The organism is Anaeromonas frigoriresistens, from assembly GCF_016820655.1.
In the GTDB taxonomy this organism is placed as follows: domain Bacteria; phylum Bacillota; class Clostridia; order Tissierellales; family SIT17; genus Anaeromonas; species Anaeromonas frigoriresistens.
On the sequence record NZ_WSFT01000028.1, the window covers coordinates 13,191 to 38,020 of the forward strand.

At 31.3% G+C, this 24,830-nt stretch carries 26 protein-coding genes and 3 riboswitches; of the genes, 6 read left to right on the forward strand and 20 right to left on the reverse strand.

What is annotated here, in order from left to right:
• Positions 1-44: 44 nt before the first annotated feature.
• From GOQ27_RS06150 to GOQ27_RS06165, 4 genes are all read right to left on the reverse strand, one after another.
• Complete coding sequence (locus GOQ27_RS06150; protein ID WP_203365961.1) at positions 45-752, reverse strand: TVP38/TMEM64 family protein; 708 nt, start codon at positions 750-752, stop codon at positions 45-47.
• A 130-nt stretch (positions 753-882) separates the two neighbouring features.
• On the reverse strand, positions 883-1,857 hold the full coding sequence (locus tag GOQ27_RS06155; protein ID WP_203365962.1) for a sulfurtransferase: 975 nt from the start codon (positions 1,855-1,857) through the stop codon (positions 883-885).
• Between the two features lie 159 nt (positions 1,858-2,016).
• Complete coding sequence (locus GOQ27_RS06160; protein WP_203365963.1) at positions 2,017-2,787, reverse strand: heterodisulfide reductase-related iron-sulfur binding cluster; 771 nt, start codon at positions 2,785-2,787, stop codon at positions 2,017-2,019.
• A gap of 1 nt (position 2,788) precedes the next feature.
• Positions 2,789-4,612, reverse strand: a complete 1,824-nt coding sequence (locus GOQ27_RS06165) for an FAD-dependent oxidoreductase (protein WP_203365964.1) — start codon at positions 4,610-4,612, stop codon at positions 2,789-2,791.
• A 199-nt stretch (positions 4,613-4,811) separates the two neighbouring features.
• Between GOQ27_RS06165 and GOQ27_RS06170 the strand changes: the two genes are divergently transcribed.
• Positions 4,812-5,702 carry a LysR family transcriptional regulator gene (locus GOQ27_RS06170; protein WP_203365965.1) on the forward strand — a complete coding sequence of 297 codons (891 nt, stop codon included), beginning with the start codon at positions 4,812-4,814 and terminating at the stop codon, positions 5,700-5,702.
• A gap of 68 nt (positions 5,703-5,770) precedes the next feature.
• On the opposite strand, the gene GOQ27_RS06175 is transcribed toward GOQ27_RS06170, so the two are convergent.
• The 10 genes from GOQ27_RS06175 to GOQ27_RS06220 are packed head-to-tail and all read right to left on the reverse strand — an operon-like array spanning position 5,771 to position 13,579.
• Positions 5,771-6,775 (reverse strand): phosphotransferase, encoded by a 1,005-nt coding sequence (locus tag GOQ27_RS06175; RefSeq protein WP_203365966.1) that lies wholly within the window; start codon positions 6,773-6,775, stop codon positions 5,771-5,773.
• Positions 6,747-7,454, reverse strand: coding sequence for a TIGR04282 family arsenosugar biosynthesis glycosyltransferase (locus GOQ27_RS06180; RefSeq protein WP_252187765.1), 708 nt, complete (start codon positions 7,452-7,454; stop codon positions 6,747-6,749). The genes GOQ27_RS06175 and GOQ27_RS06180 overlap by 29 nt, the downstream gene beginning before the upstream one ends.
• The gene (locus tag GOQ27_RS06185) at positions 7,454-8,128 is read right to left on the reverse strand and encodes a TIGR04283 family arsenosugar biosynthesis glycosyltransferase (RefSeq protein WP_203365967.1); all 675 of its coding nucleotides are present in this window, start codon (positions 8,126-8,128) and stop codon (positions 7,454-7,456) included. The genes GOQ27_RS06180 and GOQ27_RS06185 overlap by 1 nt, the downstream gene beginning before the upstream one ends.
• A 13-nt stretch (positions 8,129-8,141) precedes the next feature.
• A complete protein-coding gene (locus GOQ27_RS06190; RefSeq protein ID WP_203365968.1) occupies positions 8,142-9,158 on the reverse strand; it encodes an ABC transporter ATP-binding protein in 1,017 nt (338 codons plus the stop codon).
• 19 nt (positions 9,159-9,177) lie between these two features.
• Positions 9,178-9,978 carry an ABC transporter permease gene (locus tag GOQ27_RS06195; RefSeq protein ID WP_203365969.1) on the reverse strand — a complete coding sequence of 267 codons (801 nt, stop codon included), beginning with the start codon at positions 9,976-9,978 and terminating at the stop codon, positions 9,178-9,180.
• A 4-nt stretch (positions 9,979-9,982) separates the two neighbouring features.
• Entirely contained in the window at positions 9,983-10,849 is an 867-nt protein-coding gene (locus tag GOQ27_RS06200) for an ABC transporter permease (protein WP_350445885.1), read from the reverse strand.
• Positions 10,850-10,851: 2 nt separating this feature from the next.
• Positions 10,852-12,090, reverse strand: a complete 1,239-nt coding sequence (locus tag GOQ27_RS06205) for an ABC transporter substrate-binding protein (RefSeq protein WP_203365970.1) — start codon at positions 12,088-12,090, stop codon at positions 10,852-10,854.
• Between the two features lie 14 nt (positions 12,091-12,104).
• Positions 12,105-12,623 carry a YeeE/YedE thiosulfate transporter family protein gene (locus GOQ27_RS06210; RefSeq protein WP_203365971.1) on the reverse strand — a complete coding sequence of 173 codons (519 nt, stop codon included), beginning with the start codon at positions 12,621-12,623 and terminating at the stop codon, positions 12,105-12,107.
• 18 nt (positions 12,624-12,641) lie between these two features.
• Positions 12,642-12,866: a sulfurtransferase TusA family protein gene (locus tag GOQ27_RS06215; RefSeq protein ID WP_203365972.1), complete on the reverse strand. Its 225-nt coding sequence runs from the start codon at positions 12,864-12,866 to the stop codon at positions 12,642-12,644.
• A 23-nt stretch (positions 12,867-12,889) separates the two neighbouring features.
• Positions 12,890-13,579, reverse strand: coding sequence for a YeeE/YedE thiosulfate transporter family protein (locus GOQ27_RS06220; protein WP_203365973.1), 690 nt, complete (start codon positions 13,577-13,579; stop codon positions 12,890-12,892).
• A gap of 191 nt (positions 13,580-13,770) precedes the next feature.
• Between GOQ27_RS06220 and GOQ27_RS06225 the strand changes: the two genes are divergently transcribed.
• The 4 genes from GOQ27_RS06225 to GOQ27_RS06240 all read left to right on the forward strand — a co-directional run bounded on the left by GOQ27_RS06225 (position 13,771) and on the right by GOQ27_RS06240 (position 16,045).
• Positions 13,771-14,643, forward strand: coding sequence for a nucleoside hydrolase (locus GOQ27_RS06225; protein WP_203365974.1), 873 nt, complete (start codon positions 13,771-13,773; stop codon positions 14,641-14,643).
• 139 nt (positions 14,644-14,782) lie between these two features.
• Positions 14,783-15,181, forward strand: coding sequence for a YkvA family protein (locus tag GOQ27_RS17450; protein ID WP_203365975.1), 399 nt, complete (start codon positions 14,783-14,785; stop codon positions 15,179-15,181).
• 70 nt (positions 15,182-15,251) lie between these two features.
• Complete coding sequence (locus tag GOQ27_RS06235) at positions 15,252-15,422, forward strand: hypothetical protein (protein WP_203365976.1); 171 nt, start codon at positions 15,252-15,254, stop codon at positions 15,420-15,422.
• Positions 15,423-15,691: 269 nt separating this feature from the next.
• Positions 15,692-16,045, forward strand: coding sequence for a helix-turn-helix domain-containing protein (locus GOQ27_RS06240; protein ID WP_203365977.1), 354 nt, complete (start codon positions 15,692-15,694; stop codon positions 16,043-16,045).
• A gap of 75 nt (positions 16,046-16,120) precedes the next feature.
• Here GOQ27_RS06240 and GOQ27_RS06245 read toward each other — a convergent pair whose 3' ends face one another.
• From GOQ27_RS06245 to GOQ27_RS06255, 3 genes are all read right to left on the reverse strand, one after another.
• On the reverse strand, positions 16,121-17,527 hold the full coding sequence (locus GOQ27_RS06245; protein WP_203365978.1) for an NCS2 family permease: 1,407 nt from the start codon (positions 17,525-17,527) through the stop codon (positions 16,121-16,123).
• 124 nt (positions 17,528-17,651) lie between these two features.
• Positions 17,652-17,753, reverse strand: a riboswitch (purine riboswitch).
• 221 nt (positions 17,754-17,974) lie between these two features.
• Positions 17,975-19,354, reverse strand: coding sequence for an NCS2 family permease (locus tag GOQ27_RS06250; RefSeq protein WP_203365979.1), 1,380 nt, complete (start codon positions 19,352-19,354; stop codon positions 17,975-17,977).
• Positions 19,355-19,510: 156 nt separating this feature from the next.
• Positions 19,511-19,612, reverse strand: a riboswitch (purine riboswitch).
• Positions 19,613-19,792: 180 nt separating this feature from the next.
• Positions 19,793-21,142: an NCS2 family permease gene (locus tag GOQ27_RS06255; RefSeq protein WP_203365980.1), complete on the reverse strand. Its 1,350-nt coding sequence runs from the start codon at positions 21,140-21,142 to the stop codon at positions 19,793-19,795.
• Between the two features lie 133 nt (positions 21,143-21,275).
• Positions 21,276-21,377, reverse strand: a riboswitch (purine riboswitch).
• 188 nt (positions 21,378-21,565) lie between these two features.
• Here GOQ27_RS06255 and GOQ27_RS06260 point away from each other — a divergent pair.
• Positions 21,566-22,156: a rhomboid family intramembrane serine protease gene (locus tag GOQ27_RS06260; RefSeq protein ID WP_203365981.1), complete on the forward strand. Its 591-nt coding sequence runs from the start codon at positions 21,566-21,568 to the stop codon at positions 22,154-22,156.
• A 185-nt stretch (positions 22,157-22,341) separates the two neighbouring features.
• Here the strand turns inward: GOQ27_RS06260 and GOQ27_RS06265 are convergent, their stop codons facing one another.
• The 3 genes from GOQ27_RS06265 to GOQ27_RS06275 form a co-directional block, all read right to left on the reverse strand.
• Positions 22,342-22,893: a hypothetical protein gene (locus GOQ27_RS06265; RefSeq protein ID WP_203365982.1), complete on the reverse strand. Its 552-nt coding sequence runs from the start codon at positions 22,891-22,893 to the stop codon at positions 22,342-22,344.
• A gap of 10 nt (positions 22,894-22,903) precedes the next feature.
• Positions 22,904-23,539 carry a TetR/AcrR family transcriptional regulator gene (locus GOQ27_RS06270; RefSeq protein WP_203365983.1) on the reverse strand — a complete coding sequence of 212 codons (636 nt, stop codon included), beginning with the start codon at positions 23,537-23,539 and terminating at the stop codon, positions 22,904-22,906.
• 66 nt (positions 23,540-23,605) lie between these two features.
• Positions 23,606-24,574 (reverse strand): serine hydrolase domain-containing protein, encoded by a 969-nt coding sequence (locus GOQ27_RS06275; RefSeq protein WP_203365984.1) that lies wholly within the window; start codon positions 24,572-24,574, stop codon positions 23,606-23,608.
• Between the last annotated feature and the right edge of the window lie 256 nt (positions 24,575-24,830).

The following is a 24,830-nucleotide window of genomic DNA, read 5'->3' on the forward strand; positions in this document are numbered from 1 at the left end:
GTAGCTCACTAATATTAGTGAGCTACTTTTCATGATGTAATATATTATTTTAATTCATCCATATTAATACCTTTTTTCTTTGCTATATATTTAGGTATTAATGATACTAAGAATAGGACGATTCCTGCTGCAGCAAACTGTATAAGTAATTTTGCGGATATACCATTCTTAACTATTTCCCCAGCCATGTATGCAAAGATAAATGCTCCTGGAGCCATACAAATAAATGTAAATGTCACATATGTGCTTAATTTGATCTTAGTTAAACCGTAAGCATAGTTTTGGAATGAGAATGGGAATGCTGGAACTAATCTAGTTAAAATTAAGAAACTTGTTCCGTTCTTTTCAACTCCATCATCTATCTTTTTAAACATTTCGTTTTGTCCTACTTTACTTTCAATCAATCCTCTTGCCACATACTTAGCTACTAAGAAAGCAGCTGTTGCACCTAATGTAGCTCCTATTAAAGCTACTATTGCCCCTGTTATAGGTCCAAAGGCTATACCTGCTACTACTGTAAGCATTGATCCTGGTAACATGAATACACAAGAAGCTATAAATACTAATATAAATACAAGATATCCCCATATACCAAAAGAACTAAAAAACTCTTGCATTGCCTTAGGATCTTGAATTTTACTTACAATACCTGTCTTATATGCTATAAAAAATACTATTCCAATTATTGCGATAGCAGCTATTAACTTAATCATATCTGCTTTTTTATTTTTCTTATTATTTGCTACTGTCATAACTTACACCTCCCAAATATTTCATGAAATAAATAGTATGATTGCTTAATTATATTATCAAAAAGATTAAATGATGCTGTAATGAAGAAAAGAGTACTCTTTTCTTCATTAGCATCTAATTAATTGTTAATTATTCTACATCTCCTGTTTCTAATGGTAGATCTTCATTATAACTCCACTCTATCCAAGAACCATCATAGTTTTTAACATTTTCATATCCTAATAATTGAGTTAATACAAAAGTTGTATGAGCTGAACGAACTCCTGATTGACAATAAGGAATTATAATCTTATCTTTAGTTATACCAGCTTCTTCATACATTTTCTTAAGCTCTTCTAGATTTTTGAATGTCATATCTGCTCCATCACCAGTGTTGATTGCTTCTTTATACTCAATCCAAACTCCACTAGGAATTCTACCTTTTCTGAAAGCACCACTCTTTAAATCTTCTCCTGTAGCTTCTTCAATTGATCTTGTATCTAATATTACTACATTATCATCTTTCATTGCTGCCATTACATCTTCTACTGTAGCTAATTTACTCTCATCTACTTCACCAGTAAATTTGTACTCTTTTTCTTCAACTTCTGGTTTACTTACTGTTGTATCAAGTCCAGCAGCTTTCCATCCATCGATACCACCATCGATTAATTTAACATTCTTATGTCCATACATATCTAATTGCCACCATAATCTTGCTGCATCATAATCTCCTGATGCATCATATAAAAGAATTAATGTTTCATTATCTATTCCATTTTTACCTAGGAATGCTTCCATTTTTTCTTTATCTGCTCTCATTCCACCGAAGTCATATTCCTCTTCTTCAGCACTATAATCTGGTCTCCAAACATTTATAGCTCCTTCAACATGACCTATTAAATACTCTGGAGATTTTCTAATATCTATTATTGCAATATTATCTTCATTCTCTATAAGATCCTTTGCATCTACTGCACTGATTAGTATATCTTGATTTGCATATTCTTCATATTTGTTTTGTTGCTTTTCTAGTTCCTTACTTGTTTTCACTTCAGGACCTCCACATCCTATAGCTGTAGCAGCTACAAATAATACCATTAATAATACCACTAACTTTTTCATTTTATACCCCACACTCCTTTTTTTGTTAAAATATTATCATTTAAAACTATAATAAAAATAAAATATTTAAATATAGTGACAACATATTATGTCATCCTGAGGCTAGTCGAAGGATATTAGCCCTTCAACAGCTCAGATGACATTTATACACTTTTAATACTACTTTAATACTTTTTTGATATTTGACTTAGACTTATATCTATTAGTCCAACCTTTTAGAGGACTAGAAGGATTTCCTGGAAACTCACTATTAGAGTCATACATATCTCCAAAGATAAGATCTAGAATATGAACTGCCTTCTTTCCACCCTTTACCATTGATTCTCTACATGCTGCACAATATGTCACCATATAATCAGATTCAACTTCTTCTGTTCTTTTGTTCATAACTCTTTGAGCTAAATCTGGATTAGCAGGAACTATCATTCCACCGAATCCACAACATTTAGTGTTCTCTCTTGTATGAGGAGGTTCTTCTACTTTATATCCTAATTCACTCATTATCCATCTAATTCCATCATGAATATCTTTTCTATCTCTAGTTGAGCAAGAGTCATGAATTGCAAAAGTAATATCACTTTTCTTTCCTATTCCTTTAGCTCTTTCTGGTAATCCTAATGTAGGGAACATCGCCCATAAGGATTTAACTGTTTGATTAGGACTATTTGCTGACATAGTCAAGAAACATGATTGACAAGCAACTATAATCTCATCTGCTCCTAATTTATCTACTTCAGATTGGAAGTCTCCATATCTCTCTTTAAATTTATCTACCTGTCCTAGAGCCTTTGTTGGTTTTCCACAACATTTCAATATTCCACCAGTTCCAGGTAATTTCTCTTGTAAAAATTCTAATGTTTTCATTACTGCGTCAGGATTGTATGAAGGTAAACTACATCCTGGAATAAATACTCTTTTAGTATCTGCCATATTAGCTCCTCCCCTTCTCAGCTTTTTTTGAGCTAGTCTTTGCTGGTTTTGATGTATTAAATAATTTTGAGAAACCAAGTAATTGATGCATTTCAATTGCACTGTGACCTTTAATTGGTGACTTACCGTTATTTTGCTTAATCATTACTTTTCTCATATCCATAAATCTTCCACTCATTTCAAAATCCTTTGGACATGCAATTGTACATTGGCTACACATATTACATGAATAAGGAATCATTGGATCCACATCTCCAGTTTCTAGAATGTTTTCAAATAGATCCTTAGGACATTCACAATAGTCGTTAAGCATTACACACTCATTCATACAAAGCTTACATTCACACTTTAAGCATCTAGAAGCTTCTTCTATAGCGTTATCTTCAGTAAGACCTAAATCTACTTCTCTGAAGTCTTGTATTCTTATCTTAGGGTCTAATTGAGTAGTGCTTATTCTTGGAAGGTCTTCTGTTCCTTCTTTTATATCAGTTTCTAATCTTGTTTCATAAGTACCTTCTTTTTCTCTATCTGTATGAAGTTCTTCTCCATTAAATAATCTCATCATAGATTTTGCAGCTTTTCTTCCTTCAGCCATTGCTTCGATTGCTATAACTGATCCGCCACTAGCATCTCCTGCTACAAATACGTTTTCTATTTGACTTTGTAATGTTACTGGGTCTACGTTAAATCTTCCACCTCTTTTAGTTTCTAGAGTTTCATTAACAAAAGCATTATCCACTGATTGACCTACAGCAAAAACAACATTTTCTACGTCTAAAACAAGCTTATTATTTTCATCAAATTGTGGGTTAAAGTTTCCTTCATCATCAATTATTGATAGACATTTCTTTATTTCAAATCCTACAACTTTTCCATTCTCGTCTACAATCTTTTCAGGACCAAATCCTGCATGAAGAGTAACACCCTCTTCTTCTGCTTCTTCTACTTCCCAATCATGGGCTGGCATTTTACCTTTTTCTTCTAAGCATACTAAGTGAACTTCCTCTGCTCCTACTCGTCTAGCAGATCTTGCCACGTCTATAGCAACGTTTCCTCCACCTATAACTGCTATTTTCTTTGCTATCTTAACATTTTCTTTGTCTAGGCTAACATCTCTCAAGAAATTAACAGCATCTAATACTCCATCTTTGTCATGGCCTTCTATCGGAATAATTACTCCTTTATGAGCTCCTACTGCGATAATAACTCCATCGTGGTTCTCTTTTAGTTCATCAAAGGAAATATCCTTTCCAACTTCTACACCCATCTTGAATTCTACACCTAATTTTTCAAGTAGGCTGTATTCAAAATCAATTATATTTCTTGGTAATCTGTACTCTGGAATACCAACTCTCATCATTCCACCATATACAGGAAGTCTGTCATATACTGTAACTGAATAACCTTCCATTACTAAATCTAATGCTGCTTGTGCCCCTGCTGGACCAGCACCAATTACTGCAACTTTTTTGTTGTTATTCTCTTTTTTGTCTAAATTCCATAGTTCTTCTTTGTCAAAATTATCAGCAACAAATCTTTTTAGAGCAGCTATTGCCATTGGCTGTCTATATTCTGTCTCTCTCTTACAATTCTCTTCACAGGGATGGGCACAAACCCTTCCTAGTGATGCTGGTAAAAATAATTTTTCTCTTATAAGTTTAATTGCATCTTCGTATCTTTTTTCAGCTATTAGATTAACATATCCCTTTACATCTGTATGCATAGGACAAGTTGCTTCACAATATGGTACTTCTTCCCCCATACAGTTATCAACTATATCTCTCATCTTATCTAATACTTCTTGTGGATAAGTAAACTTACTCATAATGAACCCCCTTTATAATAAATAAAACTATATGATATAATAAAAAATAATGATTCCACGAAATTTAACGTAAAATACTTGTTAAATTAATCTCAATATAATTATACTATAAGGGGTCTTTTTAGAATAATAAGAATTCCTTATAATGCATAATAGTAAGTTATGTTAATTCTATAACAATGAAATGAAGGTGATGAATATGAATATAGATTATCTAAAGGCCTTTTACGTTACAGTAAAGGCAAATAGTATATCTAAGGCTGCACGAATAATGCATCTGACCCAACCAGGATTAAGTATGCAAATACAATCCTTAGAAAAAGAGCTTCAAGTAAGTCTTCTAAATAGAAGTAATAGAGGAGTAGAACTTACCGAAGCTGGACAAATAGTATTTGACTATGCTAATACTATACTTTCTCTTCAAGATAATATTGAAAGGGATTTAACAAATTTAAAAACCCATAAGAAAAAACTATTGATTGGATCCTGTAAGTCAATAGGAGAGTATGCTCTCCCTTGCAGTGTCTATATTTATAAGCATGAAAATCCGGATATTGATATCAATCTTGAGATATCCAATACAGCTACTGTTATTGACAATGTATTAAATAAAACTGTTAATGTGGGAATCGTCCAAGGAAAGATAGACCATAAAGACTTAGTATATGAGAAGATTACTTCAAACAAAATGCTACTAGTAACTTCTCTTCCCTTAGTTAAGGATAATATAACAATTGAAGAATTAAAAAAACTTCCATTGATATTTAGAGAAGAAGGCTCTGGTGCTAGAGAAGATATTACTAAAGCATTATCAGAGAAAAATATATTAACAGATGATTTGAATATTATTTATGAATTAAACTCAATGGAGGCAATTAAAACATCAGTTATTTCCGCTAAGGGTATTTCCTTTATTCCAGAATTGATTATTAAAAGGGAATTAAGAGACAAAGTTTTAACAAATATAGATGTGGAAGACCTAGATATAGTCTCTGATTACTATATCGTCTATAAAAAAAATAATAATCTTAATCCCTATGAGCAAGGTTTTGTAGATTTTTTGAAATCAAAAAAAAGAGGCTTTTGTTAAGCCTCTTTTTTTATTGTATAAATTTATTAGGTTGTCATTCTGAACGTAGTTAAGAATCTTAAAAAATCCTACCAGTACTCCTTAAGTAACCTCTCCATAAAATCTATATCTAGATATTGTTTAATTCTTACATAAGTATCCATGTTTTTTATATCCTTTCCAGGCTTTTGATATTCTAAATAGGCATATGCACACCAGGATAATGCCCTTAAATATAGATAGGGGGTATATAGATGTACTCTTTCTTCTATATCGGGTATAGATATAGTTAGATTGTCTTTATACTCTTTATAAAAAGCCTTTTTTTCATCTTTAGATAATATATAATTCCCCTTCCAAAGGGTAGTAGTCTCCGCTAAGAATTGAGTCAAATCCTGAGAAGGATCACTTATAACTGGCTTTTCCCAATCAATAAGGAAACTTTCTTTTTTACCTATTATAAAATTGCTGGAATTAACTTCTGTATTATTAATTACATGACATTTATTTTCATTAAAATATTTATCTCTATCTTTATTATCCTCAGCCCAATACAAGAATTCTTTAAAAAACTTTTTATTTTTTTTATTAATTATAGGAGAGGTTAAATAATCCTTTAAAAGGTTTTTACCTTCTAATATTCTATCTCCACAAATATTACTTTCTACTATAAATTTAGAAGTATCCATATTTTTCAAATCTAAGGAATGAATCTTTGCAAATACTTTACTAGCTTTCATTAAATCTTTTTGATAAATTAAAGGTTCTCCTTCTAAATATTCCATTATTAAAATTCCATATTCTAATTGGGATTTACTAGAATCCACATAATATACTTTAGGGGTAACCTTTGATACTTCCAATGTCTTTAATGCATTAAACTCATATTCAATTTGATTATCTACATTGATTTGGCTTCCAGTGTTTACTCTAAAGACATATTTGTTAGTACCATCTTCAATAGTAAAGTTTATATTATATTCTCCTTGAGCTAAAAAACTTACTATTAATCGATTTTTATTAAGAATTATATTTACATCATTATTTAATACATATGTCTTTATCCTAGCCTCTAATACTTGTGCCAAGCTCATCATACCAACTCCAGATATTATTAATATAGTTTATCGTATTTCTAAGATAAGACTTCCCGAACTTTCCCATTTCAAGTTGTTCTTTAAAATCTATCAGATCTTCTTTAGTATCAATATCCCTATATTTATCTCCTAATGCCACCATTGATTCACAGGAATTTAATATATCCATAGTTCCTTCTAATACTGTTTTATTTCCCCATTTAAGTTTACCATCAAATATTTTATTATTCATTTCTTTCATTCCAATTAAATAATATCCCCCATCAAATGTAGGTCCTATTACACAGTCCTTTTCTTCCAACTTATTAAATGCATCTAGTATGGATTCTTCAGAGATTTGAGGTATGTCTGCTCCCATAAGACAGGTACAGTCATAGCCTTTATCTAAAACATCATCTATAGCATTTCTCATTTTATCCCCTAGGGTCTCTCCCCTTTGGGGAAATACTCTTATATGCTTTGGAATAATACCCTCAATTATATGAAAGGAGTCCTCTGGAGTGTATGTTAAATATATATCAATTGAATCCTTTAATTTATCAAATAATAAAAATAAGTCCATTAAAAATGCTCTATGAAGAGCTGCACATTCATCAGCTGATAATATACTCATTAGTCTAGTCTTAGTTTTTCCTGGAATAGGTATCCTAGTCATCAATATCAAAGCTTTTATCATTACCTTGCCTCCCTATACATCTTTTCTAATTTTTCATCTGCTACTCCTAATATATATAACATTTTAAGTTTATGCATGAATAGATGTACTTTTAATTTTCCACCTTTATTGAATCGTCTTGCCGATGTTCCTAAAGGGATATCTATTAACTTCATATTAGTTTCTTTTGATATTCTTTTAGATAATTCCCAATCCTCCATTAATGCCATTTCTTTAAATCCATCTAGTTTATTAAACAAATCCTTTGTTATAAACATACCTTGATCTCCAAAATACACTTTTAAATATTTAGCCCTCAAGTTTGAAGTATAGGATACATATTTCATAAAAAAGGAATTATCATCATAAAAATAAAGAGAAAATCCTCCACCCTTATATCCTTCTTTTATAGCTTTATTAATTTCTTCTAAGGACTGTTCTCCTGGTAAAGAGTCAGAGTGTACGAACCATAATATATCACCCTTTGCTTTTTGAGCTCCAGCATTCATTTGTTTAGCTCGACCTTTAGGACTTTCTATGACTGTAGCTAGTTCTAAAGCCATATCTACTGTTTTATCACTGCTACCTCCATCCACTATAATAATCTCTTTTTCTCCCTGTAGATTATTAAGCTTGTCTATAGTTTTTCCAATAGTTTTTTCTTCATTTAATACCGGAACAATGATAGATATCACCTAATCACCCCTTTTAAAAAAATACTCCATTATTGAAATCCATATGAATAAATATCTTCTCATTTAATCTATATACTTTATCACTATTAGAAATAACTCTAATTTGTTTATTTTTAATTTTTATTTTATAATATATTCTATCTCCAGCATATCTTACTTCAGTGATGGTGCCTTCTAACCCTTCATTAGAGCTATTGTCTAAATAAATGTCCTCGGGATTTATCATTGCTATTACTTCTTTTTGTTCTCTATTATCTATATTAAAAAGACCTATCTCTGTCTCAAACTTTCCTTCTTTAATATTTCCTTTTATATAATTCCTATTTCCAAGAAAATTTGCAACCTCTATAGATTTAGGATGCTTATATATCTCTGAGGGTTCATCTATCTGTTTTATTTCACCATTTAACATAACTGCTATTCTATCAGAAATCATCAAGGCTTCCTCTTTATCATGAGTTACTAAAATTGTAGTAATATTTAATTTCCTTTGTAAATTAGATATAAATTCTCTCATTTCATCCCTTAATCCAGTATCTAAATTAGAAAAGGGTTCATCTAATAATAATACCTTAGGGTCTACCGCTAATGCTCTTGCTATAGCAACCCTTTGTTTTTGTCCCCCTGAAAGTTCATCAGGGTATCGATCTCCCAATCCTTCTAGTTTAACTAATTTTAATAATTCATCTACTTTTTCTTTTATAATATTTTTATTCTTTTTTGCCATTTTCAAGCCAAATCCTATATTTTCAGCTACAGTCATATGAGGAAATAAAAGATAATCTTGAAAAACTATTACTGCTCCTCTTTTTTCTACCGGTACCTTTGATACATCCTTATCCCCTATAAGTAACTGACCTTTATCATTTTTCAATAATCCTGCTATAATTTTAAGGGTAGTAGTTTTCCCACAGCCTGATGGACCGAGTAAGGATATTCTCTCTCCCTCTTCAACCTTAAGAGATATATTATTTAATATGGTTTTTCCATCAAAGGATTTATTTATATTTTTCAGTTCTATTTGTGACATACGATCTTCTCCTTAGCTATTAGACGAATAAGTCTGTCTCTCGTTTATATTTCTTCTTTATTGATTTCTCCATTATTAATAGTATCATTAATGTTGTTAAACTAAAAACAATACTGTAGGCTGATGCCATCATCCTATCTCCACTTTGGATATATGGGAACATTACTAAGGATAATGTCTTTACTTTTCCTCCTCCAATTAAAAATGTTAAAAAGTATTGACTGAAGGATACAATGAACACCATGGATGCAGCTGATATGACTCCAGGAGTTATCATAGGTAATGTAATATGAAAAAAGGTCTGCAGAGAACTGGCCCCCAAAACTTTTGCTTGAATCTCCATTTTTTCTCCTATACCTTCAAACACACTGGTTATTATCCTAACTCCATAAGGTATACATGGGATTAAATGAACTAAAACTACTCCTAAAAATGTATTAGCTAAACCCATCTTTATAAAGGATACATGAATACCCATGGCTACTGCTACTGGTGGTACTATTATCGGTGCTAATACTAATATCTTAAATAATTTCTTTAAAGGAAAATCATATACTCCCAAGGCTTTTGATGCCGGTATGCTTATTATTATTGTTATTAATGTCACTGTAGCAGATAATATTATACTGTAGATTAATACTCCTAAGGTCCCGGTTCTAAAGCTAAATATATGTTTATATGCCCTTATTCCTAAATCCTTTGGTAACATGTTAGGCCAGGGCCAAGAATTACTAAAACTCCATATCACTAAAACAAATAAGGGAACTAAAAGAAAAAATAGTAGTAAATATAGTATTATCTTAGATATTTTAAAATTCATCTTATCACCTACTGTATCTATTTATAAGGTTAAACACCTTATAGTATATTAATATGAACATTACTGAAAAAAAAGTAAGTATCATATTTATTACCATAGCATAAGGTCTATTTGTTAAATCAGGATTATTATACTCAATAAATGCTTTTACAGGTAATGCCTTTGGACTAGTAGGTCCTAATAGATAGGGAGCCTCAAAAGCACCAAAAGAAAAAGCAAATACTATTATAAATGAAGATATTATGGAAGGCATCATCAAAGGTAATAAAATATGAAAAAACACTTGTTTTTTATCGGACCCTAAATTCAATGCAACATCCCTTAATTTATCATTTATGTTTTTAAGAACTGTATATACTACCATTGCAATGAAGGGAATCTCCTTCCATATATAAGAAAAAATAATTCCCCAACCATTTTTATCAAATACTAATGCGGGAAATTGTGATTGCTCATTTATAATTCCTAAAAAGTTTAATATTCTTGGTAAGACCCCACTTTGAGCCAGTATATTAAAAACTAATAAACTGGCCACAGTATGAGGAACTATTATAGGTATCCTATATATTATCTCTTCTATTCCTTTTTTATGTTTATTTATAAGTAGTAAGTATGCTAAAATTACCCCTACCACCACTGCTATAACTGAAGATACAATAGAAATATAAAAACTAAAACCAAAGGAGGATAGGAAGCCCTTATCTATTAATACTTCTTTATAGTATCTTAATGTAAATTCAGTCATACCTATTGCTTCAAATCTTCCCAAACTTTGCATAAAACCCATTATAAGACCAGAGGCAAATATACCAAATATTATCGTCATTATAGGTAATAGCAAAATATATGGTTTAATTTTATCTTTTATCACTTCTACTCACCTTCTGTTGGAATGTTTTCTAGCCATATCTCCTCAATTATAGGAACTAAATCTGCAGGTAATTCAGGAATTCTATTAGTTAATAATTCTTCTTGAGGAAGAGTTGCTTCCCCTAAATCTATTTCTTCAAATAATGCTTTTTCTTCTTCACTAAGCTTTGAGTTATCTATTACTGGTAGGTCTCCCCAATTCTTAGGATCATATTTAGATGCTTGAGCTTCTATACTTAATATCTCATTTATTAACACTAATGCCCCTGGATTATTGGGACTATTAAAAGGTATTGAAAGGAAATGGGTATTTCCAATAGTACCATTTTCAAATAAAAATGTTCTAGTACTTTCTGGAAATTCTCCTGTTCTAACCTTAGCTTCGGCACTATTAGGATTATATGTCATATCCATAACAACTTCTCCATCTGCATACATATTGTCTAATTGAGCTATAGTTGCTGGATATGTCTTTCCTTCTCTCCATAAATAAGGCTTTAATTCTTGTAAATATCCTATTGCTGGCATTATTTTTTCTTTTACTTGTTCTTTATTTGGTTCTAAATCTTTAACATTTTCGTATCCTACAATATCATAAATAATATTTCTTACAAAGGCACTACCAGTAAAATCTGGCGGGGCAGGGTATGTGAACTTACCCTTATTACTTTTTGCAAATTCCATTAATTCCTTATGATTAACTGGATACTTATCTACTCTAGCTTCATCATATATCATAACAAATTGAGCTTTACCGAAAGGTGCTTCCATTCCATCTACCTCATGTCCAAAATCCTTTTTAACTTCTTCAGAGTCTACATCAAGATTTTTCTCAAAATTAGGTAATACATCAGTAAAGGTACCCATTAATAAGTCACTTTTCTTTGCAGTGGAAAAGTTTTCCCCGTTAATCCATACTACATCAATACTTCCTTCAGAATCTAATTGCTTTTCTGATAACATTTTATTCAAAATATCTTCTATATTCATAGGAACTCTATTTACTTTTATATCATACTTTTCCTTCATAGTATCTGCAAGAAATCCATCTATCCATTCATTTGTCTGCTGACTTCCACCCCAACCATAAAAGCTAACTTCAGTTCCTTTTGCTTCTTTAACAATTTCTTTCCAATCCTTATCTAATACATTTCCTTCTTCATTAGTTTCTCCATTGCCTCCACAGGCTACTAGTGAAATAGCTAGAGTCAGTATAATTAATATACTCAATACCTTTCTCATCTATATCTCTCCTCCTACAAAATAAATTTGATTAATATTTTAGATCCAATATAAGCCCCTACAAACATGAATATCCCAAATACCCATCCATGTAATGAAAGACTTGGTATAGCACTAAAAAAAGCACCTAGATTACATCCAAAGGCTATTCTTGTACCATATCCCATCAATATTCCTCCAAAAAGTCCAAAAAACAATTGTTTTTTACTTTTTACCTTTTTAACTTTAAATTCTGATGCTAATAATATTGAAAATAGTGAACCTATTATTGCAGCTATAATAATCACTGTATAAAAATTATTTATTAAACTTTCATTATTCCTAAATACATCATCAAATTGTGAAAAATAATACCAACTGTCTAAATCTACACCTATCTTATCTAGAATATATGATCCCCAATACAAAAATCCTGTAGACATTCTCATGGATTTTCCAACAAATAAAAGCAAAAAAATATTTAAAATTCCTAGTATTATTCCTCCTATCCAATAGGGCCATGGTTTTTTATAGATTTTTTCTAAATTCTTCACATTAACCCTCCTCAAAAACTATTCTTTCTCAATATAAATCTCCCATTCTCCTTCTGCTACTTCTATATAATCTACCTCATATCCTTGTTTATTAGCCCATTCTAATACATTTGTTATAGAACAGGTATGATCTGTCTCCATTATGAGTACATCTCCCTTTTTCATTTTCTTTAGCTCCTTATGGGCCTTTAATAATGGAATAGGACATGCTTCATACATACAATCTAATTTTACTTCAGCCATTTTTCTTCCTCCTAGTCGATAACCTATAACATAATATTATTCTTTTTATGATACCAGTCTGCTAATATATATAGTCCTACTAAGGCTATTATTTGTAATATAGTCGCCAAAGGTAACCCTACAAAACTAGGCAAATATATCTCCTTTGTATCCTTTATTACATTTAAATCCCAAAATTTAAAGCTGCTTGCTCCTAAAATAGTTCCTATAATTATTCCTACCATTACTACTATTTGAAGGATAAATCCCTCACCTATTCTCATAACAGTACCACTTACACATCCTCCAGCTATAACCATACCTATCCCAAAAATAACTGCTCCAACAGCAGTATGGATACCCACAGGATATATGTTTCCCGGAACATTAGCTATTACAATTTCTTTACCTCCTATGGCAAAGTATTGAATAAAGGCAAATCCAATAGTGGATATAATAAGTCCTAGTATTATAGCTTTTAGTATGCTTGTACTACCTACTAATACAGGATCTCTAAACCCAGCTGTAAAACAAAACCTTGTCCTTTGAAGAGTTATCCCTATAAGTAGTCCAATAATCCATACGGATGTATATTGATAATCTGTATATATAAATGTTAATAAAAGTATCATCCATAATGCTAATACTAATAAAGCATAGGTTTTCTGATCTTTCTTTTTTCTTATTTCTATTTGTCTTCTTTTCTTCAATTCTTCTATTTTTTTAGAAGACATACTAAAACCTCCAATTTAAAATATGTTAAATTATAGTCAAAGTCCTACTACTATTATAACGTGAATCTTATCTATACTTATATACTTTCTCCTTATATTAAATAAGTATCTGTTATAACAGAATAATTTATCTTATATCAAGATTTCATCTGTTATAATATTATTATAATTTAATAGAAAAGGAGAATAATATGAATAAAATAATCTTTGATTGTGATAATACTATGGGTGTTAAGGAAAGAGATGTTGATGATGGCTTAACCCTACTGTATTTACTAGGAAATGAAAAAATTAATCTATTAGGGGTAACAAACACCTTTGGCAACAGTGATATAGAGACTGTTACTAAAGCTACTCAAACACTTTTTAATGATTTAGATATTACAAGTAAAATACCTTTATATAAAGGCGGAGGTTCTATTGATGATCCAATTAGTGATGCCTCTAAATTTTTAGTGAAAATGGTTAATAAATCTCCAAAGGAAATTACTATCTTAGCCACCGGATCCCTAACTAATCTTTATGGTGCCTATATGGAAGATAAGGACTTCTTTAAAAAAGTTAAGGATATAGTTATAATGGGTGGAATTTTAGAACCTCTTATTTTTAATGGCAAAATCATGGATGAATTAAACCTATCCTCTGATGCTAATGCAGCTTATAATGTCCTAAGTTCCGATGCCAATATCACACTAATATCTGCCCAATTATGCCTTCAAGCTTTATTCGGTAAACATGAGTCAAATAGAGTATTAGAGGAACAAAAACCTATATTTAATTATATCAGAAAAATGACATTACCATGGTATGAATTTATTAAAAAGAAATATGGTATAGAAGGTTTTCACAATTGGGATATAGTTGCTGCTGTATATATAACAAACCCTGAGCTCTTTGATGAAAATATAGTAAAAGTAGGATCAACTGTAGAAGATTTAAAGACAGGATTTATCAGAAAAGATTCTAGTGAAAAGAGTTATAAACTAAATATCCCTATCCACATAAATGATAAGGATAAATTTAATGATACAATATTTGATAGTTGGAATAATGTGGAATACTAAGATCCTTCACTAAGTTCAGGATGACATGCATAAGTCTGTCCCTGTGAGCTAGTGGAAGAGTTTTTAAAATAACATTTCTATAATTTATTGATGAATTATTTTCCTATTTGGGTAAAAATATATTAAAGGAGATGATTTTGTGGAAACAAAAGTTAAAGATATGATTAACTCTGATAAAAAGAAAGCCTTAGAATATATGAAAGATAAAGAAAAAAGCAAAAAACTTATTGATGAGGCTATCCACAAGTCCCGGGAGGAAAGCAGTGGAATTAAAGAGTTTTCAGGAGATTTACACACCATAATAAATATGTTCAAAGCATTTATCTCTGGTGAATATAGGTCTGTTTCTAAAAGAACTATTATTACAATAATAGCTGCACTATTATACTTTGTAAATCCTTTAGATGTAGTTCCTGATTTCATCATATATGCAGGTTTCATTGATGATGCATTAGTTATTTCTTTAGCCATAAGAAGTATTAAAAATGAAATAGAAGACTTTAAAAGATGGAAAGAAATAAATAAAATATACGAATAATCATTACATACCTTCTAATTATATTGTAAACAATATAGATAGGAGTACATTTTGAAGGGATGGAGTGCTTATGAAAAATAAAAATGATTCAATAGGTAAAAATGGATATAACTATATTTTAGACACCTATGATAAAAATAAATTTTCTATTTTAGAAAATGAAATTAATGCTACAGTATTTCCTTGGGATATGAAAAGGGATGTAGACTATATAGACACTATGAAGTTCTATAATAAATAGTACTCCTAAAAAGGCTACCCATATTATAGGTAGCCTTTTTCATTATCTGTTTTCATTTTTTATAGAAAATTCCCTCAAAAATTGTAAAATCAACATTATATATGTTAAAATGAATATAGTATAATTCTTAATGATATCTCTAATTTTAGAGAATGTCAAGAAATTTTTTCCTTTTTTCTCAATAATACGAGATACTTTACACTTCTAATACTTCATCTTAAGCAACGAGTAATAAAAAAATGTATTACTTTATAAAAAGGGGGTATACTTTGGATACAGTAGGAAAGAGAATTAAGTCATCAAGAAAAAAAATGAAGTTAACTCTTCAAGATTTACAAAAACTAACCGGACTCTCCACTGGTAATCTAAGTGAGTTGGAGAATGATAAATTTCTGCCTTCATCAAGAGCCCTAATATCTTTATCAAATTCATTAAATGTTTCTATTGATTGGTTATTACTGGGTATGAAAATAGATTATAAATCAAAAAATGACTTTGATAGTTATGATTCTAGTTCTTTGACCCCTCAGGAAGATGAGATGTTAAATCTTTATAGGAAATTAGATGATAACGATAGACAACATATCTTCAATTGTACTAGACGTTTCTCTAAAGAAGTATAATTTTTAACACTCTTATAAATCAATAGAAAAATAAGAGGATCGTCTAATTTAGACGATCCTCTTATTTATTAAAATCTAATGAGGTAGGATTGTAAATCTCAATATAAATAATATTGCTAATACATATATTGCAGGATGTACTTCTTTTCCTTTACCCATTGTAACTTTAGTTAATGGATAGAATATAAGTCCTGCTGCAATACCATTGGCAATACTATAACTAAAAGGCATTATTGCCATAGTTAAAAATGCAGGTAATGCTTCAGAGAAATCTTCAAAATCTATATGCTTAATAGATGTCATCATTAATACCCCTACTATAATAAGAGCTGGTGCTGTAGCTTCCGCTGGTACTATTCCCACAATAGGTGCCAAGAATAAAGCTAAAACAAATAGTACTCCTACAGTAACTGCAGTAAGTCCTGTTCTTCCACCTTCACTTACTCCTGATGCACTTTCTACATAAGTTGTTGTAGTTGATGTTCCTAATAATGCTCCCGCTGATGTTGCAATAGAATCTGCAAATAATGCTTTATCCATATTTTTCATCTTTCCATCTTCTTTTATAAATCCTGCTTTTGAGCCAGTTCCTACTAAAGTTCCTATTGTATCAAACATATCTACTAAACTGAAGGATATAACTACCGTTACAACACTCATTATAGCTCCAATAACTCCAACTTCACCTAGATTTAATAGTCCTTTAAAGTCTACTTGGCCTAATGTAGGCATTATACTAGGTATTGACCACGTAAAGTCTGTTGGTATTGTAGTTACTCCCATAGGTATACTTATAAGGGTAGTTAATACTATACCTATCAATATCGAACCCTTTATTTTTCTAGTCATTAATATTCCCATAACTACTAATCCTATCAATGTTACTATTGTGGCACTCTGAGTAAAGTCTCCAAATCCAATTAAAGTAGCTGGATTATCTACTATAATATGTCCCTGTTGTAATCCAATTAATGCTATAAATAAACCTATACCTCCACCAATTGCTCTTTTCAATGAATCAGGCAATGCATTTACTATTGCTTCCCTAAGTCCCGTTATGGTCAATATAATAAATAGTACTCCCGAAATAAATACTGCTGCTAAAGCTTCTTGCCATGTATACCCTAGACCCAATACAACTCCGTAAGTAAAGAATGCATTAAGTCCCATTCCTGGTGCTAATGCAAAGGGTAGATTTGCATAGAATCCCATGATAAAGGTACCTATCGCTGCTGCTATACAAGTAGCTACAAAAACTGATCCTACTATAGGATCTTCAAATCCTATCCCGGCTGCTGCATCTCCTAAAGCCCCTGCTTCATTCATTCCCGCTAATTTCAAAATATTTGGATTAACAAATATAATGTAAGCCATAGTAACAAAAGTGGTGATTCCTGCCATTATCTCCGTCTTAACATTTGTACCATTTTCACTAAGTTTAAAAAATGAGTCCATCATTGATGATTTTTTTGTAGTATTCATCCCAAATACCTCCTTAATATTTATTAAATAAACAAAAATCCCCCACAATAGATTTCTATAAGTGAAACCTACTTGTGGAGGATAAAATCCTAAGTAGTGTATTACAAAAAGTAATACCTGTATCCAAAGATACCGTCTCACCCATAGTCTAAGAATTAATGGTTCTTAGGTAGAAACTTACCGGCCATATCCCGGATATTATATGAGTGCTTGTATTTAATTATACATTTATATTAACAAATGATTATTTATAAGTCAATAGGAAATACGAATATTTTCATTAAATTTTACGATAACGTTCTGTTTGAGTGTGATTCTCATAGCTATGAATGAATATAAAGATAAGATCCTTCGTTTCACTCAGGATGACAATAAAATTATAAACCAAATCTAAGAGTACAGTAAAAACCTTCTGTCATTCTGAACAACAGTGAAGAATCTTATGTCTTAATGTGGTAATACCGTAAATTTAATTATAAACAAAAATGCTAATATATAAATCCCTGGATGAATCTCATCATATTTTTTTGTAGCAATTTTCATCAAAGGATAGAAAACTAATCCTGCAGCAATACCGTTAGCAATACTATAACTAAAAGGCATTATTGCCATAGTTAAAAACGCTGGTAGTGCTTCAGTAAAATCATTAAAATCTATTTCCATTATTGGAGACATCATCAAAACACCTACTATGATAAGAGCTGGTGCAGTAGCTTGAGGAGGCACGATTCCTATAACAGGAGCAAAGAATAATGATAATACAAATAATATAGATACCACTACTGCAGTTAATCCTGTTCTACCACCCTCACTAACTCCCGATGCACTTTCTACATAAGTGGTTGTTGTACAGTTACCAAATAAAGCACCTATAGAGGTAGCGATAGAATCTGCAAATAATGCTTTTTTCATATTTTTAAGTCTTCCTTGTTCATCTAAAAATCCAGCTTTAGCTCCTGTACCTATTAGAGCTCCTAAACTATCAAATAAATCCACTAAACTAAGGGATATTACAATAGTGACTACATTGGCTATAGCCCCTAGAAGCCCTACTTCACCTAATCTCAATAATCCAACAAAATCCAACTTAAAAAATGTAGGCTCAAGGCTTGGTAGTCCAAATGTAAATGTATCAGGGATATTTGATACTCCCATGGGTATACCTATAAGGGTTGCCATAACTATACCAATTAGCATTGATCCCTTTACCCCTCTAGCCATTAATACTCCAGTAACAATAAGTCCTAATACCGCTACAATAGTTCCTTTATTAGTGAAGTCACCAAAACCAACCAATACATCCGGTGCTGATACTATTATTCCGGCATTTTGTAATCCTATAAAAGCTATAAATAATCCTATACCTCCACCAATTGCTCTTTTTAAAGAGTCTGGGATAGCATCAACAATTCCTTCTCTAAGTCCTGTAATAGTAAGAATAATAAATAAAATTCCAGATATAAATACTGCTGCTAAAGCTTCTTGCCATGTATATCCCATTCCGATAACTATACCGAAAGAGAAAAATGCATTAAGTCCCATTCCTGGAGCTAGTCCAAAGGGCAAATTAGCTAATACTCCCATAAGCAAACTTCCCAGGGCTGCAGCTAAACAAGTGGATGCAAATATGGCTAACACAACTGGATCTTCAAATCCTATAGCTAAGGCGTCCTTACCTAATGCTCCTAATTCGTTCATTCCTGCCTGTTTCATTATAGTAGGATTTACAAACAGAATGTATGCCATAGTTACAAATGTGGTAATTCCCGCTATTATTTCTGTAGAAATATTTGTTTTGTTCTCTGAAAGTTTAAAAAATCTCTCCATGATGATCCTCCTCTTATGATTAAGTGTAAATATAATAAACTCAGAGGGATAGGTATAATACTCGAAACCTATCCGCCTGAGTTTTTATCTCTTCGGTGTAATATTACAAAGGTAATATCTGTATCGCTTGGTCCAGTCAAGGAATCCTTCGGAACCCTAGATACACTTTCTTATCATAGTCAAGTAATTCATGGTCACTTGGTAGAGACTTTCTAGCCATATTCTAGAAGTTATATGATTAAATCTACTATTCAATTATTTTTTATTAATACGAATATTAATTGTTGTTTTATGATCAATGTTCACTATAACAACATTAATTATGATAACAAAATATATTTTATCAGTCAATAGTTTTTACGAACTTTTATATATAAATAATTAATATATTTAGACTTTATACGAATTAATAAGAGAAATTTTATAAAATAGTTAACTTTATAGTAAGAATTTTCCTATAAACAATAGAGATAATACATACATAATAGGAGATACTTCTTTATACTTTCCTGTTGTTACTTTAATAAATACATAAGATAATATACCAAATGTTATTCCTTCTGCTATGCTATAAGTTAATGGCATCATTATTATAGTTAAAAAAGCCGGGATAGCTTCTGTAAAATTTTCTAAATCTATATCTTTAATAGGAGTCATCATAAATAACCCTACCAGTATTAATACTGGAGCTACAGCAGTAGAAGGTATCATAAGAAACAATGGAGATAAAAATAAAGCAATTATAAACATACCTGCTGTACTTACAGCTGTAAGTCCTGTCCTACCTCCCTCTGCTACTCCAGAGGCACTTTCTACCACGGTAGTAACAGTGCTTGTACCAAACATAGCTCCAAATGTTGTTCCTATGGCATCAGCAAATAAAGCTCTTTTTGCTCCTGGTAATTGCCCTTTCTCATCAAGCATTTCTGCCTTTGCTCCTACTCCTACTAATGTTCCCACAGTGTCAAATAAATCTACAAACAAGAATGTAAATAGTACTATAAACATATCCCAAGTTAATATATTATGAAATTGAAATTTAAATAAAATAGGTTCTAAGGAAGGAGGTCTGCTAATTATGTTCAATCCTTCTGGTAAAATAGTCTCTCCTAGAGGTATTCCTATAAGTGTAGTTAAGATCATGCCTATCAATAAAGCACCCTTAACATTCTTTACTAATAATGCTCCTGTAATACCAACTCCTATCAAGGTTAATAAAGGTCCTGGTTGGGCTATATTGCCCAATTTAACTACTACTCCAGATAATACCCCTTCATCTACTGCTACCATACCAGTATTTACTATTCCAGAGTTCACCAGTCCAATAAACGCTATAAAAAGTCCTATCCCTACGGATATTGCCTTTTTTATAGTCATAGGGATACAATTTATTATAGCTTCCCTAATATTTAAAGCAGTCAGAAGAATAAATATTAACCCCTCCAAAAATACTGCCGTTAATGCAAACTCCCAAGGATAACCCATTCCCAATACTACAGTATATGCAAAAAATGCATTAAGTCCCATACCTGGAGCTAGAGCAAAGGGCATATTGGCATATAGACCCATAACTAATGTTCCGATTATAGCTGATAGTGCTGTAGCAGTGAATAAAGCATTTATATCCATCCCTGTCTCTGCTAAAGTTATAGGGTTTACAATAAGTATATAGGCCATAGTCATGAATGTAGTGATCCCAGCTACAATCTCCCTTTTAACAGTAGTATTTCTTTCTTCTATTTTAAAATAATCATTACTTTTTTTTATTCTATTAGTTGTAATTTCCATGATGTCACACTCCTTTTCTTTTGTTTGATTTTTATAAAATTAACTCTCCTAGACAATAAAAAATCCCTCAATAGATTTCACCTATAAGCGAAACCTACTGAGGGATTTATATCCTTAAGTAGAGTATTACATTAGTAATACAAGTCTCACTCATAGTCTAAGAATTCACGGTTCTTAGGTAGAAACTCTCCGGCCATATTCCGAATAATATATGAGTTCTTTTATTTAATTATATTAAATATTAACAGAGGTTTGTTAATGTGTCAATGAAATATTTAAATATTAAGTTGTTTTAATATAGTATTTTGCATACTCTTTATAACACTTCCACATCTTTTATAGTAATAACAAAAATAAGCAAGATTAGTTTTCATTAAATATTCTTGTATTATATAATAGTATGAAAGGAGTTGAGCCATACTGATGGAAAGATTAAAAGAATTTTATAAAAGAAGTAAGGTAACATTTATACTTTTAACTATCATGATAGTCTATTTTATATTTATGACTTTAAATGGAGGAACTACAAATGTGGAGACACTGGTAAGATATGGTGCTTTCTATCCTCCTATTATTATCCCATTTAATCAGTATCATAGATTTATAACTTCAATTTTTATTCATATAGGATTTATGCATATGTTTTTTAATGGATATGCTCTATTTCTATTTGGTCCTCAAATAGAAAATCTGATGGGAAGTAAAAAATATCTGTTTTTCTTCTTGCTAGCAGGAATAGGTGGAAATTTAACAACTTTTTTATTTAATTTTGTTTCCATATCTGCCGGGGCCTCCGGGAGTTTATTTGGATTATTTGGTGCCTTTCTATACCTTATTCATCGTCATAAAAATATGATCACAAAAGAAGGTAGAAAAAGCATTTTAACATTACTAGGTATAAATTTGGCTTTAACAATATTTGTACCTAGTATTAGTATTACAGCCCATCTTGGAGGCCTGGTGATAGGATATCTACTTTCTTATATATTTATTAAAAACCCTTATAATAGCTAATTAGCTATTATAAGGGTTTTTGTATTACTCCAGCACCATAAGTTGAGGTCTTTTAGCTCCTTTGGTCGCTATAAGTCTCGCCAACTCTGACAGGGCAGGGGTAATACCTACAATTTTATCATTATTATTAGTAAATAATTAACTATTAGAATTTTGGGAGCCAAAATGAAGTCAGATATTTTTGCTTATACTGCTTTTCGATAATGATTGACCGGAAAGCTAAATACCACTTTAATGATATACATTGACAACATCGCTATAATGTAAAATGGTAATTCATTTGCAAACTGACTTACCATAAATAATCCAACTATGGATAAAGAGAGTCCAATAACTCTTTGAGCAGGATTTTCTCTAATCGCATTAATTAAAAAGGCGCTTACAACCGCAAATATCCATATAATTACAAAAGGGATATTATGACCACCGCTAATCAGCATCATAAGCAATGGCTGAACATGAATACTAATAAAAATAATCCTTCTTTTATTTGATTGACTGTAATGTTCATTAGTCCCGTATGAAAGATTCGCAATTACTCCACCAAAAATATCAATCATCAGTATTATCATAAATATAGCTTTCCAAATAATTAGGACATCTAATTCAGTACGTGCTATCCACGCTATCACTAATGTGCTTGCAATGGCAAATCCCAAAATATACATAAACTCAAACTTTGTAGTCTCTTTACCCATCAATTCATGAAGTGATTTAGGTACTTTCATTTTTTCCATTATGATCTCCTTATACTTTTAATTGTTGTGCAATAGACTCTATCTGAATTTTCCAAGCTTTTTTGTAGACTTCTGTATCATTCGTCATTATAATATGTAATCCGAATCCATCAAGTGCTACGACAATTAATCTAGCAATTGTTCGCACTGTTGAATCATCTGCTTTATTATCCTTACAATTCTTTATCTTGGATTGCATCAAATCAATAGTCTTACTTAAATAATCCTTAAATAACATTTGCATTCTTTCACTAAACATACTCTCGTTAAAAAACGATAAAAATACTCTAGCAAATTTATTACTGTCATCATCTTCAAAACATATTTGTTTACTTATTGCTGCAATAAAGTCATCAATCCATTCGAATTCTGCGCTTTCTAATTCTCTGAGTTGATATTCAATCAGATAACTAAACAATGATTCAAATATTCCATCAACAGTTTTGAAATGATTAAATACGTTACTTTTACTTACCTGTGCTTTTGAAGCTAATCTGCCTGCAGTAATATTTTTCACTCCTCCTTCGGAAGCAATTTCTAGCGCACATTGTATAAGTAACTCATATGTCTCTTTTCCTTGAATAGTTTGTTTATTCATCAAATTACCTCCTAATAGAATTATAGCATTGACCGATCGATCGGTCAATGCTATTTCTTGTTTTTATTATTTATCTTTTCTAGGTTATATTATTCAACTATCATAATTAGCTTTTTAGATTAATGGTAGAATATGTTTTCTTATCAATTCAATTCGATCCTTAACCCGCGGCATAAAAGTGGATGTGATAGCAACAACCAGTTTCTTTTCCGGACTTACAAAAATCACATTCCCACCATCACCTAATGCTGCATAACCACTGCAAACCTCGTCTTCTATAATCCACCACAAATAACCGTATGGCACTTCAACCCATCGACTGTTTTCCTTCATGCTGTTTTCAATCCATTTTGACGAAAGTATTTGCCTTCCATTCCAAATCCCTTTATTCAAGTACAGTTGACCAAATTTTGTCATGTCTCTTGGTTTCATAGCAAGTCCCCAGCCTGCAGTATTAACTCCTTGAGGATCCACTACCCACCCACTAACATATTTATTTTTAAGAAAAGCAAGATATTGATCTTTATCTTGTACCTTCTGATTATAAGGCGGTCGAATGCTCATAGGCTTAAATAGATTTTCCGTTGCAAAATCAAGAACTGTTTTACCTGTTGCATTCGTGAGAATACCGGATAGAATTTGAGCACCTACAGTAGAATATTTGAATTCTCCAATAGTCCCTTTACCACCCAATAAATCAAGAGCTGCTTTGGTCCAATCATCACTTGAATATACTTTGGTATATGGCTCCGATTTATATTTATATGGTGCTGTCATTGTCAGCAAGTTCCTTATTGTGATTTCATGTATTTTTCGTTCACCACGCTTAACCTTGTACTTAGGGAAAAACTCCAATACTTTTTGATCGATGTTCTTAATATAGCCTCTATCAACGGCTATACCGATCAACGCTGAAATAACACTTTTTGTAACCGAAGCAATATGGATGGTATCTTCCTGTGTATATCCATTAAAATATTTCTCGTAAACGAAGTTGTCTTTTTTTAAAATCACCATTCCCGCAATATTGGCATATTGTTCTTTAATGATTTCTTCAAGGGCATTAAATTGGTTTTCATTCATTTCTTACACCGTCAATTATCTGCACAGAATACTTAACTCTCTCCTTTTCTTATTTGAATCAATATTGATCTAAGAAAAGTCTAACCTAATATAAAATTCTTTTCAAGAAAAGTTTTAAAAAAACAAATTATATTTTCTATTCAACGAACTGCCCGTGGATGTCCGCTAGGCGGCCATCCACTATGCGGGCTGCGCCCTATATGAAAATAAAAGAAGGCCTCCTTTACAAGCAAGCTTGACAGGAGGCTTTTCTTTT

Coding starts and splice junctions, on each gene's coding strand:
- GOQ27_RS06150 (WP_203365961.1), bottom strand. CDS start 752: ATGACAGTAGCAAATAATAAGAAAAATAAAAAAGCAGATATGATTAAG.
- GOQ27_RS06155 (WP_203365962.1), bottom strand. CDS start 1,857: ATGAAAAAGTTAGTGGTATTATTAATGGTATTATTTGTAGCTGCTACA.
- GOQ27_RS06160 (WP_203365963.1), bottom strand. CDS start 2,787: ATGGCAGATACTAAAAGAGTATTTATTCCAGGATGTAGTTTACCTTCA.
- GOQ27_RS06165 (WP_203365964.1), bottom strand. CDS start 4,612: ATGAGTAAGTTTACTTATCCACAAGAAGTATTAGATAAGATGAGAGAT.
- GOQ27_RS06170 (WP_203365965.1), top strand. CDS start 4,812: ATGAATATAGATTATCTAAAGGCCTTTTACGTTACAGTAAAGGCAAAT.
- GOQ27_RS06175 (WP_203365966.1), bottom strand. CDS start 6,775: ATGAGCTTGGCACAAGTATTAGAGGCTAGGATAAAGACATATGTATTA.
- GOQ27_RS06180 (WP_252187765.1), bottom strand. CDS start 7,454: ATGATAAAAGCTTTGATATTGATGACTAGGATACCTATTCCAGGAAAA.
- GOQ27_RS06190 (WP_203365968.1), bottom strand. CDS start 9,158: ATGTCACAAATAGAACTGAAAAATATAAATAAATCCTTTGATGGAAAA.
- GOQ27_RS06195 (WP_203365969.1), bottom strand. CDS start 9,978: ATGAATTTTAAAATATCTAAGATAATACTATATTTACTACTATTTTTT.
- GOQ27_RS06205 (WP_203365970.1), bottom strand. CDS start 12,090: ATGAGAAAGGTATTGAGTATATTAATTATACTGACTCTAGCTATTTCA.
- GOQ27_RS06215 (WP_203365972.1), bottom strand. CDS start 12,866: ATGGCTGAAGTAAAATTAGATTGTATGTATGAAGCATGTCCTATTCCA.
- GOQ27_RS06220 (WP_203365973.1), bottom strand. CDS start 13,579: ATGTCTTCTAAAAAAATAGAAGAATTGAAGAAAAGAAGACAAATAGAA.
- GOQ27_RS06225 (WP_203365974.1), top strand. CDS start 13,771: ATGAATAAAATAATCTTTGATTGTGATAATACTATGGGTGTTAAGGAA.
- GOQ27_RS06235 (WP_203365976.1), top strand. CDS start 15,252: ATGAAAAATAAAAATGATTCAATAGGTAAAAATGGATATAACTATATT.
- GOQ27_RS06245 (WP_203365978.1), bottom strand. CDS start 17,527: ATGAATACTACAAAAAAATCATCAATGATGGACTCATTTTTTAAACTT.
- GOQ27_RS06250 (WP_203365979.1), bottom strand. CDS start 19,354: ATGGAGAGATTTTTTAAACTTTCAGAGAACAAAACAAATATTTCTACA.
- GOQ27_RS06255 (WP_203365980.1), bottom strand. CDS start 21,142: ATGGAAATTACAACTAATAGAATAAAAAAAAGTAATGATTATTTTAAA.
- GOQ27_RS06260 (WP_203365981.1), top strand. CDS start 21,566: ATGGAAAGATTAAAAGAATTTTATAAAAGAAGTAAGGTAACATTTATA.
- GOQ27_RS06265 (WP_203365982.1), bottom strand. CDS start 22,893: ATGGAAAAAATGAAAGTACCTAAATCACTTCATGAATTGATGGGTAAA.
- GOQ27_RS06275 (WP_203365984.1), bottom strand. CDS start 24,574: ATGAATGAAAACCAATTTAATGCCCTTGAAGAAATCATTAAAGAACAA.